Genomic DNA, 10,470 nt, shown 5'->3' with positions numbered 1-10,470 from the left:
ACTTCACGCCACATCAGGCCTTCCATGATACCGGTCACCCACATGGACGCCGCGTAGAGCACGATGCCGATGGTGGCGAGCCAGAAGTGCCAGCTGACCAGTTGCAGAGAGTACAGACGCTCACGTTTCCACAAAACCGGCACGAGGTAGTACAGCGCACCAAAGGTGATCATGCCGTTCCAACCCAATGCACCGGAGTGCACGTGGCCAATGGTCCAGTCAGTGTAGTGAGACAGCGAGTTCACAGCGCGGATCGACATCATTGGACCTTCGAAGGTCGACATGCCGTAGAAACCAACCGAGATCACCATCATACGGATAACCGGATCGGTGCGCAGCTTGTCCCATGCGCCAGAGAGCGTCATCAGACCATTGATCATACCACCCCAAGACGGCATCCACAGCACAACGGAGAACACCATGCCGAGGGTCGACGCCCAGTCCGGCAACGCGGTGTAGTGCAGGTGGTGTGGACCAGCCCAGATATACAGAAAGATGATCGCCCAGAAGTGAATGATTGACAGCTTGTAGGAGAACACCGGACGTTCGGCTTGCTTGGGAATGAAGTAGTACATCATACCTAGGAAGCCTGCGGTCAGGAAGAAGCCAACAGCGTTGTGGCCATACCACCACTGCACCATCGCGTCTTGCACACCGGCCCAGACAATCACGGATTTAGAGCCGAAAATTGACACAGGAATGGTCAAGTTGTTGACCACGTGCAGCATCGCAACGGTGACAATAAACGCGAGGAAGAACCAGTTGGCCACATAGATGTGTGGCTCTTTCCGCTTGATCACGGTTCCGAGGAACACCGCCAGGTAAGCCACCCAAACAACGGTCAGCCACAGGTCAACGTACCATTCCGGCTCTGCGTATTCTTTTGATTGTGTACCGCCCAGAAGGTAGCCCGTCGCTGCCAGAACGATAAAAAGCTGGTAGCCCCAGAAGACAAACCAACCAAGATTCCCCCCCCACAGCCGCGCGGCGCTGGTGCGCTGCACAACGTAAAACGATGTTGCGATCAGCGCGTTGCCGCCAAACGCAAAAATCACCGCCGAGGTGTGCAGCGGGCGCAAACGACCAAAGTTGGCGTAACCCTGTGCCCACTCAAAGTTGAGGACCGGGAAGGCCAGCTGGAACGCAATAAACACGCCCGCTAGAAACCCGACAACGCCCCAAAAAGCGGTTGCGATCACGCCGTAGCGGATCACGTCATCCATGTATTCATCCTGCGCATGCACTGTCACAGTGCCCATGCCGCGCAGAACCCAAATAAACAGCCCAAAAGACACACCCGATATTAGCAGGGCGTGTACCATATAAGCTAAATCACGCGCATAGTTGGCCGCAATCAACGCAAAAAACGTGATGAGGCCTAGCGCGATCAGCTTGAAGTAATTTACCATTTCGCGTCCCTTCGTCTTGCCCTGCCCGATTCTTTTTCGGGCTTTGGGCGGATTTGACCAATCGTCTTTTGCAGGTGCAGCGAAGCTTTCGCTTTGATCTGGGTCAAGGAAACTGACGGGGATCTCTGTCTGTATCTACTTCAAGAGAAACGGCTTTATCTGCACCTATAAAAGAAAAGTCGTATAGAATTTACACCTTTCCATAACACGGGTGAGTGACAATGAACTACAAATCTTTGCTGTGCGTTCTGACGGACTCTGACTTCACAGCTGCCCCTTTGGCGCAAGCTATCGCCCTCGCGGGTGCGCAAGATGCACATCTGGACGTGCTCGCGCTTGGCGTGGATCGATCGCAAACTGGCTACTTCTATGCGGGTGCCGACGCTCTTTTGATGCAGGAAATGCTCAAACGCGCCCACGAAGAGTCAGATGCCATCAAAGCGGCGGCCGAGACTGCTCTGTCCAATACAGACATCCGCTGGGCCTGCGACACCGGCGTCACGCAGATTGCTGATCTGGGGCGACATGTGGCCGCACGTGCGCGTTTCGCCGACCTTGTGATCCTGCCAAAGCCTTATGGCAAGAATCAGGGCACCGAACTGGAACCCACTTTGGAGGCGGCCTTGTTTGAAGGTCAGGCCCCCGTGATGATGGTCCCGGAAACCGCTGAACCGCTCGCCGCACCAAAAACCATTTCCATCGGTTGGAACGAAAGCGCCGAAGCGTTGGTTGCCACCCGCGCCGCCCTGCCCTTCTTGAAAGCTGCTGACCTGGTTCATGTGGTGGTGATTGATCCCCCCACCCACGGCCCGAACCGCTCTGATCCTGGCGGTCTGCTTTCACAATTCCTGTCACGCCATGGTGTGCGTGTGGAAGTCGACGTGCTGTCCAAAACACAGCCCCGTGTCTCCGATGTGCTACTGCGCCATGCCACCGATACCAAGACCGATATGATTGTGATGGGCGCTTACGGTCATTCTCGCTTTCGTGAGGCCATTTTGGGTGGCGCCACACGCAACATGCTGGAGCAAGCCAATATTCCGGTGTTCCTGGCACACTAAGTCAGACCAATTTTGCCACGCAATGTGTCGTGGGACACGCAGTGATGCGGCAAAAGCAAAAGGCGGGGAATTCCCCGCCTTTTTTTTAATTTTCGGTGACACTCAGAGGCTTACGCCATCATGCCGCCATCGGCATCGTCGCCAGCTTCGTCCATCAGCCGCTCAAAGCTTGGCACTGTCACATGGCGTTTGCCTTCCAGCTCAATCACGCCGTCCCGCTTAAGCGCAGACATCTGCCGGCTCACAGTTTCCAGCGTCAAACCAAGGTAGTCCGCCATCGCTTCACGGGTCAGCGGCAGGTCAAATACAATTCTGCCAACCATACCCTCCAACTTCAGCGATGCATCTCGCCGCCCAATAATGGACAACAGGCTGGCAATTTTTTCGCGCGCTGTCTTGCGCCCCAGAACAAGCATCCATTCCCGAGCCGCATCCAGCTCATCGAGAGTCATCTCAAGCAGGCGCTGCGCCACATGTGGTGTCTCCACCATCATGTTTTCAAACGGTTTGCGGCGAAAACAGCACATCACCACATCTGTGGTTGCAACAACATCGTAACTCGCAAACTCACGCCCCGGCCGGCCCACAAAATCACTTGGCAACAGAAGGCCAACCATTTGCGTGCGGCCGTCTTCCATTGTTTGTGTCAGCGAGGCAATACCAGACACAACAGAGCCGACAAACTCCATACGATCGCCAGACCAGATCAGCGTCTGTCCAGCTTCAAAGCTGCGGTAATATTTGATTTCCTCAAGCGTCTCGAGCTCATCCGCATCACAGCGCGCGCAAACTGCACGGTGCTTGATCGGACAACTGTCGCACCCAATCGAGAGATCCAACGTTTTGTTCATGACTTTGTTCATTCCTGAACTTGATCTGAGTCAAGGGTTCGCATTTCCAACTTCCTTATGAGTACGCTTATGGAACAGGAAAAACAATTGGCCAAACTCGGACTGTTTGACGCGAAAGTTCCGCGTTACACAAGCTATCCGACAGCCCCGCACTTCAACAACGACGTGACGCCAGACACTTACAAAGCGTGGATTGAAGCGATTCCAATCGGTTCGCAAGTCTCACTTTACGTACATGTGCCGTTTTGTCGCCGTCTCTGCTGGTTTTGCGCCTGCCGCACGCAAGGCACGTCCACGCTCTCCCCGGTTGCCACGTATGTGGAGACGCTGAAAGACGAACTCAAAATTCTAAAGGCGTCTTTGCCTCAAGACGTCACCCTGTCGCGCTTACACTGGGGTGGCGGCACGCCAACCCTGCTCGATCCCGGTATGATGGAAGACCTGGCTGGCGCTATTTTTGACGTGGCCCCTATGGCCGCAGACGGCGAATTCTCCGTTGAGATCGACCCCAATGAAATTGACGACGCCCGCCTGGCTGTGCTGGCCAAAGCAGGCATGAATCGCGCCTCCATTGGTGTGCAGGATTTCGACGACGAGATTCAAAAAACCATCGGTCGCATTCAAGGCTACGACGTCACCCGCGATGCCGTTGAGATGATCCGCGCGCATGGCGTGAAAAGCGTCAACGCGGATATCCTCTTTGGCCTGCCCCATCAAACCCAGGCCCGCATCACCGAAAGCGTACAGAAGCTTTTGTCGCTGTCCCCGGATCGCGTAGCGCTTTATGGCTATGCCCACGTACCCTGGATGGCCAAGCGGCAACAAATGATCCCATCGGACGCGCTGCCAACCCCACAAGAACGCCTCGCGCTGTATGAAACCGCCCGAAAACTCTTCCTCTGGGACGACTACGACGAAATTGGCATCGACCACTTCGCCACCAAGACGGACGGCCTGTCAGTGGCCCAACGCAACGGCACGCTGCGCCGCAATTTCCAAGGCTACACCGATGACACCGCTGATGTGTTGCTGGCCGTGGGCGCGTCTTCCATCGCACGCTTCCCTCAGGGGTTCGCGCAAAATGCTCCAGCCACGTCTGCGCACACTGGCGCCATCCGCGACGGACGCTTTTCCACATCTCGAGGCCACACTTTCACCGACGACGATCGCCTGCGTGGCCGCCTGATTGAGGCCCTGATGTGTGACTTCCGCATTGATGCGGATGAGATTGTCGACCGTTTTGACATCTCTCGTGCGGAGCTGAACGAGATGTTCTCCAAAGTCATGGCCCAATTCCCAGACGTGCTGGCACTGGAAAGTGGCGCCTTGGTCATACCGGAGCCAACACGTCCGCTGACCCGCATCATTGCACGCGCGTTTGACGCCTATGACATGAGCAAAGCCCAGCACAGCGCTGCGATCTGACATCCGCGAAACTTAAAAGAAAAAGGCCAGTCCATTGGGCTGGCCTATTTTGCTGGCACCCATTGATACAGCGTGTCGAACTCTTCCTGCGACACCACTTCAAAGCCATGTAGCCGATAGAACTTATTTGCAGGACTACCGTTGAGCGCCATCAGGCGCACGGGCAGGTTCCGATCCGCCGCGTCCCGCAAAATCCATTGCAGGATCATACTGCCAAGCCCGCGCCCCTGCTCTTCAGGCGCAATGTAGAAATGATCCAGATAGAGATGGTCCCCCCGGTCGCGCAGCTCAAAAAAACCCGCCAACGTCTTCCCTGAGAAAACCAACGTGGTGTCATCCGGTTCAAATGTATCGAGAAACCGCCGCCGCGCGCGCTCCTGATTGTACCGCCCCGCAGCTTCCAAACTTGGGCGCATGGCGGCCACCCGAAGCTTGGCCAACCGCTTTGCATCGGTCTCTTTCGCAACCTCAAAACGAAGGCTGGTCACCCTGGCACCGCCGCCAACAATTCACGCGTGTAGTCTGTCTGCGGATTGTCAAACAGGGCTTCCGAGTCGCCATGCTCGACAACATCACCGGCTTTCATCACCATGATCTTATGGCTCATCGCCCGCACCACATGCAGGTCATGACTGATGAACAAATAGGCCAGCCCGTATTTCTTTTGCAAATTCCGCAGCAGTTCCACAATCTGCACCTGCACCGTCATATCCAGCGCCGACGTTGGCTCATCCAACACCACCAGCTTGGGGCGCAAAATCATCGCCCGCGCAATGGCGATCCGCTGACGTTGCCCGCCGGAAAACTCATGTGGATATCGATCCATAAACGCCGGGTCTAATCCAACCTCCACCATGACCTCGCCAACCAACGTGCGCGTATCGCGCCCATCAGGGTTGCCATGCACGCCAAGCCCTTCGGAGATGATCTGCTCACAAGTCATCCGCGGGCTCAAACTGCCAAACGGGTCCTGAAACACAATCTGCATGTCTTTGCGCAGCGCCCGCAGCTGTTTGGTGCTCCACTTGCGCACATCTTGCCCGTCGAAGGTGATTTTACCTTCGCTGCCAATCAACCGCATGATCGCCAACGCCAGCGTGGTCTTGCCCGAGCCGCTTTCACCCACAATGCCGAGTGTTTCACCGGCCCGTACTGACAGACTGGAATCATTCACCGCCTTCACATGGCCAACCGTGCGTTTGAGGAAGCCTTGCTGGATCGGGAACCACACCCGTAAGTTTTCGGTGGACACCATTTCTTCAGCGTCACGCGCCACAGGCTCAGGAATGCCGCTTGCCTGCGCACTCAACAGAAGCTGCGTGTACGGATGCTGCGGGTTGTCAAAAATCTCACTGACCGGCCCGGCCTCAACTATCTCGCCATTTTTCATGACACAGACCTTGTCGGCAATTCGCCGCACCACGCCAAGGTCATGGGTGATAAACAACAAGCCCATGCCCTCGCTGGTTTTCAGCTCTGCCAGCAACTCCAAAATCTGCGCTTGAATGGTCACATCCAGCGCCGTAGTTGGCTCATCCGCAATCAGAATGTCAGGCTTATTGGCCAGCGCCATGGCAATCATCACCCGCTGTCGTTCCCCACCGGACAACTGGTGCGGATAAGAACTCAGCCGTTTCTCCGCATTGCGCAAGCCCACTTTCTCCAACAGCTCCAAAACCCGCGTACGGGCTTTGTCCCCGGTCACACCTTGGTGCAGCGCCAGACTTTCGGCCAACTGCTTATCAATGGTGTGCAGCGGGTTTAACGAAGTCATCGGCTCCTGAAAAATGAAGCTAATATCATTGCCGCGCACCTTGCGCAGCAACTCGCCGGACGCGCCAACCATTTCCTGACCGTCGTAGGTCACAGAGCCAGACACCTCCGCGCTCTCTGGCAACAAAGACACGGTAGACAAAGCCGTGACCGACTTGCCGGACCCGGACTCTCCCACCAGCGCCACGGTCTCCCCGCGATCCACAGTGAAGGACACGCCCTTTACGGCTTCCACCTGCTCTCCGTCCTGCCGGAATGCCACGCGTAGGCCTTTGACCTCCAAAACGCTCATGAAAAAGTCTTCCTTGGGTCAAACGCGTCACGCACGCCTTCAAAGATGAAGACCAGCAGCGAGAGCATGATGGCAAAGGTGAAAAACGCGGTGAACGCCAGCCACGGCGCTTGCAGGTTTTGTTTTGCCTGTAGTGTCAATTCGCCCAAGCTGGGTGACGACGACGGCAGACCAAAGCCCAGAAAATCCAAACCAGCCAACGTGCTGATCGTACCGGTCACGATAAACGGCAACATGGTCACCGTCGCCACCATCGCATTTGGCAACATATGGCGGAACATGATCACGCGGTTTGACACGCCCAGCGCTTTGGCCGCGCGCACATACTCTAGGTTCCGCGCCCGCAGGAACTCTGCCCTGACAACACCCACAAGAGCCGTCCAGCTGAACAACACCGTGAGAAACACAAGCAGCCAGAAACTGCGCCCCAAAATCGCGAACATGATGATGATGATGTAGAGGCTCGGTGTCGCCCCCCAGATCTCAATCACACGCTGAAAAATCAGATCCACCCAGCCACCAAAGTAGCCTTGCACGGCGCCCGCCACGATGCCGATCAAGCTCGCCGCTGTGGTCACCACCAAGGTGAAGATGATCGACAAACGGAACCCATAAATGACCCGCGCAACCACATCGCGCTTGCGGTCATCCGTACCAAGCCAGTTCTGACTGTCCGGCGGCAATGGTGCCGCACCGGGGCGATCCACCGGTGTGTCGTAGCTGTAGGGGATCGGTGGCCAAAGCGTCCAACCTTTCTCAAAGTCAGCGTGTTCAAATGTGCCCGCAGCCACGTCTTCGAGCATGTCCTCTGGCACATCAAAGCAATCTTCAACACCGCCTGTGGTGATCAGGCATTCCACCACCGGATCATTGTAAACCGCCTCGGTTTTGAAATCGCCGCCAAACGTGGTCTCCGGGTAGAAGTTGAAGATCGGCGTATAGAATTCCCCACGGTAGTTGATCAGGATGGGCCGATCATTTGCGAGAAACTCCGCAAACAGAGACAGCACAAACACCACCAAGAAAATATTCAGCGACCAAAGGGCGCGCCGGTTGCGCTTAAAGTTGCTCCAGCGCCGCTGGTTCAGAGGAGACAATGCCATCAGCCTTCCCTCTTCTCGAAATCAATCCGTGGATCAACAAACACATACATCAAGTCCGACAGAATCCCGACTACAAGGCCAATAAGACCAAAGACAAACAGTGTGCCAAAAATCACTGGATAATCCCGCGCCACGGCGGCTTCAAAGCCCAATCGGCCTAGTCCGTCGAGCGAGAAGATTGTCTCTATCAACACCGAACCGCCAAAAAACACGCCAATAAACACCGCCGGAAAGCCTGCAATCACAATCAACATCGCGTTGCGGAACACATGGCCATAGAGCACGCGTTTCTCGGTCAACCCTTTGGCCCGCGCCGTCATCACATAGTGTTTCTTGATCTCGTCCAAAAAGCTGTTCTTTGTGAGCAGAGTGAGCGTGGCAAAGGCCGCAATGGTTGATGCCAATACAGGCAGAGTGATGTGCCAGAAGTAGTCCAGCACTTTGCCAATCATCGTCAGGTCTTCAAAATTGTCAGAAGTCAGCCCGCGAAGCGGGAAAATCTTCCAGTACGACCCGCCCGCAAACAGCACCAACAACATGATCGCAAATAGGAATCCCGGAATGGCATAGCCTATGATGATCGCACCCGACGTCCAGGTATCAAATGGCGTACCATCCTTCACGGCTTTGCGAATACCGAGCGGGATGGACACCGCATAAGCAATCAGCGTCGCCCAAAGCCCCAACGTGATCGACACCGGCATTTTTTCCAGCACCAAATCGGTCACGCTGATTTTGCGGAAATAGCTCTCCCCAAAATCCAGCCGCATGTAGTTGCCCATCATTGTCAGAAAGCGCTCCAAGGGCGGCTTATCAAAGCCAAATTCCTTTTCCAGTTCCTCAATGAACTCTTTAGGCAACCCACGGGCGCCCAAATACTCACTATCAGAACCAAAGGTCTCCTCCGTGATGACATCTTCGCCACCCCCGGCAAATCCGGCAAACACGTCGCCTTCGCCCTGCATTTTGGCAAGGACCTGCTCCACAGGCCCGCCCGGTACAAATTGCACCAACGTGAAGTTGATGATCATGACCCCAAGCAATGTTGGGATCACAAGCAATAGTCGTCGGAGGATATAGGCGCCCACCGGATTACTTCCGCAACGCGCCAGAGGCGATCAACGCCTCATGCTTGTCTTTGTTGTACCACCAGAAATCCAACACACCGACCGCATAAGGCGGCAGCTCCTCTGGCCGTTCAAACATGTCAAAATACGACACCCAGCTTTCGCCAACATAGCCCGCGTGCGCAAGGATGCGCTCATAGCGCAAGGCACGGTCCAAAGCTGTCAGCGCAACCACTTCGTCTTCCCGTGTTGTGGTCGCCAGCGCGGCATCAATGATCGCATCCACAGCCGGACTGCGCAGCGCTGCTGGGTTATAGGTAGACACCTCGGCGGTTTTGGAGCCAAACATCTGGTGCAAGCCTGTGCCCGCGGCCGCAAAAGATCGGTAGCGATTGTAGATCATGTCGTAGTCTTTATCGATCCACCGCTGCTGCGCCTGTGCGCTGTCCACCTTGTCGGCTTTCACCTCGATGCCCCAATTGGCCAGCGTTTTGACATAGGTTTCAATCAAAGCAAGACGGGTTTCATCCCAAGTCGCAATAACCAGGCAATCAAGCGACATCTGTTTGCCATCACCATCCACCATTTGACCTGCGTCATTCACCGACCATCCGGCTTTCTCAAACAGCTTCAGCGCCGCGCGCTTGTTCCGCCTGTCAATCGGATTGGATGGATTGGACGTGTGCGGCACGACCGCAGGCTCCGTCAACATCTCTGGTGGAACCGCATCACCAAGCGATTTTAGAAGCGCAAGCTCAGCGCCTTCCGGCACGCCTTTGGCTTCCCATTCTTGACCTTCCGCATAGGAGCTTCGCTGAGTGGTCAATTCATATTGCAGCGACTCTCGCACCCATTCAAAGTTGAACGCCAACGACAGCGCATGGCGCACATCGCGATTGTCCAACGGCGCGCGCAACGTGTTGTAAATCATACCAAAGTTTGTGGGTGCCGACCCGCTTGGCAGCGCCTCTTTCTTCACCGTTCCGTTCTGAATGCCGGGAAAGTCATAGCCTGTCGCCCACCGTTTGGTAGAGCCTTCTGTGCGGTACGTGAACTCGCCTGCCTTGAAGGCCTCGAACTCCGCAGTCGCGTCGGTGAAATACTCAATCCGAACTTTGTCGAAGTTGAACCGCCCAACATTGGCCGGGTGATCCCAACCCCAGTAGTTTGGATTACGCACATATTCGACGTAGCGGTTAAATTCGTAGTCACCGACTTGATAAGGCCCAGATGCCATTGGTGCCAATGTGGAGGGTTCATCCAGCCGCTCGCCGGTTTCTTTGTACCACGCTTCCGAGAAAATCGGCGTGCCGCCCACTTGGCTAATCAACGACCGTCGCGAAATACCTTCAGCGAAGGTGTATTTGAGCGTGTGATCGTCAATCACCTCAACGCCGGTAATCCGTTCCTTCACAGACCGCGCATAAGACCGAATGGCTTGTTCCAAGAAAAGGTTGTGGGTAAACGCCGCGTCCTGCGCCCGAAGCGG

General features: G+C 55.5%; 9 protein-coding genes. 2 read left to right on the top strand and 7 right to left on the bottom strand.

Features of this window, described 5'->3' with window-relative positions:
- Positions 1–1,409: cytochrome-c oxidase, cbb3-type subunit I (gene ccoN / locus QZ517_RS18570; RefSeq protein ID WP_294230025.1), on the bottom strand; the 1,409-nt coding region annotated here is incomplete at its 3' end.
- A 221-nt stretch (positions 1,410–1,630) separates the two neighbouring features.
- Here ccoN and QZ517_RS18565 point away from each other — a divergent pair.
- The gene (locus QZ517_RS18565) at positions 1,631–2,470 is read left to right on the top strand and encodes a universal stress protein (RefSeq protein WP_294230022.1); all 840 of its coding nucleotides are present in this window, start codon (positions 1,631–1,633) and stop codon (positions 2,468–2,470) included.
- Between the two features lie 110 nt (positions 2,471–2,580).
- Here the strand turns inward: QZ517_RS18565 and fnrL are convergent, their stop codons facing one another.
- Positions 2,581–3,321: a transcriptional regulator FnrL gene (gene fnrL, locus QZ517_RS18560; RefSeq protein ID WP_294230019.1), complete on the bottom strand. Its 741-nt coding sequence runs from the start codon at positions 3,319–3,321 to the stop codon at positions 2,581–2,583.
- 69 nt (positions 3,322–3,390) lie between these two features.
- On the opposite strand from fnrL, the gene hemN reads away from it, so the two are divergent.
- Complete coding sequence (gene hemN, locus QZ517_RS18555) at positions 3,391–4,746, top strand: oxygen-independent coproporphyrinogen III oxidase (protein WP_294230016.1); 1,356 nt, start codon at positions 3,391–3,393, stop codon at positions 4,744–4,746.
- Between the two features lie 44 nt (positions 4,747–4,790).
- Here the strand turns inward: hemN and QZ517_RS18550 are convergent, their stop codons facing one another.
- The 5 genes from QZ517_RS18550 to QZ517_RS18530 all read right to left on the bottom strand — a co-directional run.
- Positions 4,791–5,234 carry a GNAT family N-acetyltransferase gene (locus QZ517_RS18550; RefSeq protein ID WP_294230013.1) on the bottom strand — a complete coding sequence of 148 codons (444 nt, stop codon included), beginning with the start codon at positions 5,232–5,234 and terminating at the stop codon, positions 4,791–4,793.
- Complete coding sequence (locus QZ517_RS18545) at positions 5,231–6,811, bottom strand: ABC transporter ATP-binding protein (protein WP_294230010.1); 1,581 nt, start codon at positions 6,809–6,811, stop codon at positions 5,231–5,233. The genes QZ517_RS18550 and QZ517_RS18545 overlap by 4 nt, the downstream gene beginning before the upstream one ends.
- Positions 6,808–7,914 carry an ABC transporter permease gene (locus tag QZ517_RS18540; protein ID WP_294230007.1) on the bottom strand — a complete coding sequence of 369 codons (1,107 nt, stop codon included), beginning with the start codon at positions 7,912–7,914 and terminating at the stop codon, positions 6,808–6,810. The genes QZ517_RS18545 and QZ517_RS18540 overlap by 4 nt, the downstream gene beginning before the upstream one ends.
- Positions 7,914–9,002 (bottom strand): microcin C ABC transporter permease YejB, encoded by a 1,089-nt coding sequence (locus QZ517_RS18535; RefSeq protein WP_294230004.1) that lies wholly within the window; start codon positions 9,000–9,002, stop codon positions 7,914–7,916. The genes QZ517_RS18540 and QZ517_RS18535 overlap by 1 nt, the downstream gene beginning before the upstream one ends.
- 4 nt (positions 9,003–9,006) lie before the next feature.
- Positions 9,007–10,470 (bottom strand): extracellular solute-binding protein (locus QZ517_RS18530; protein ID WP_294230001.1); only part of this gene is annotated, 1,464 nt, incomplete at its 5' end.

It is taken from the genome of uncultured Shimia sp., assembly GCF_913054185.1.
Lineage (GTDB): Bacteria > Pseudomonadota > Alphaproteobacteria > Rhodobacterales > Rhodobacteraceae > Shimia.
Note: the sequence above shows the minus strand (reverse complement) of the source record. Positions and strands in the feature narration are given on the sequence as shown.

Excerpts from the sequence above, each read along its gene's own strand:
- QZ517_RS18565 (WP_294230022.1), top strand. The coding sequence starts at position 1,631 with ATGAACTACAAATCTTTGCTGTGCGTTCTGACGGACTCTGACTTCACA.
- fnrL (WP_294230019.1), bottom strand. The coding sequence starts at position 3,321 with ATGAACAAAACGTTGGATCTCTCGATTGGGTGCGACAGTTGTCCGATC.
- hemN (WP_294230016.1), top strand. The coding sequence starts at position 3,391 with ATGGAACAGGAAAAACAATTGGCCAAACTCGGACTGTTTGACGCGAAA.
- QZ517_RS18545 (WP_294230010.1), bottom strand. The coding sequence starts at position 6,811 with ATGAGCGTTTTGGAGGTCAAAGGCCTACGCGTGGCATTCCGGCAGGAC.
- QZ517_RS18540 (WP_294230007.1), bottom strand. The coding sequence starts at position 7,914 with ATGGCATTGTCTCCTCTGAACCAGCGGCGCTGGAGCAACTTTAAGCGC.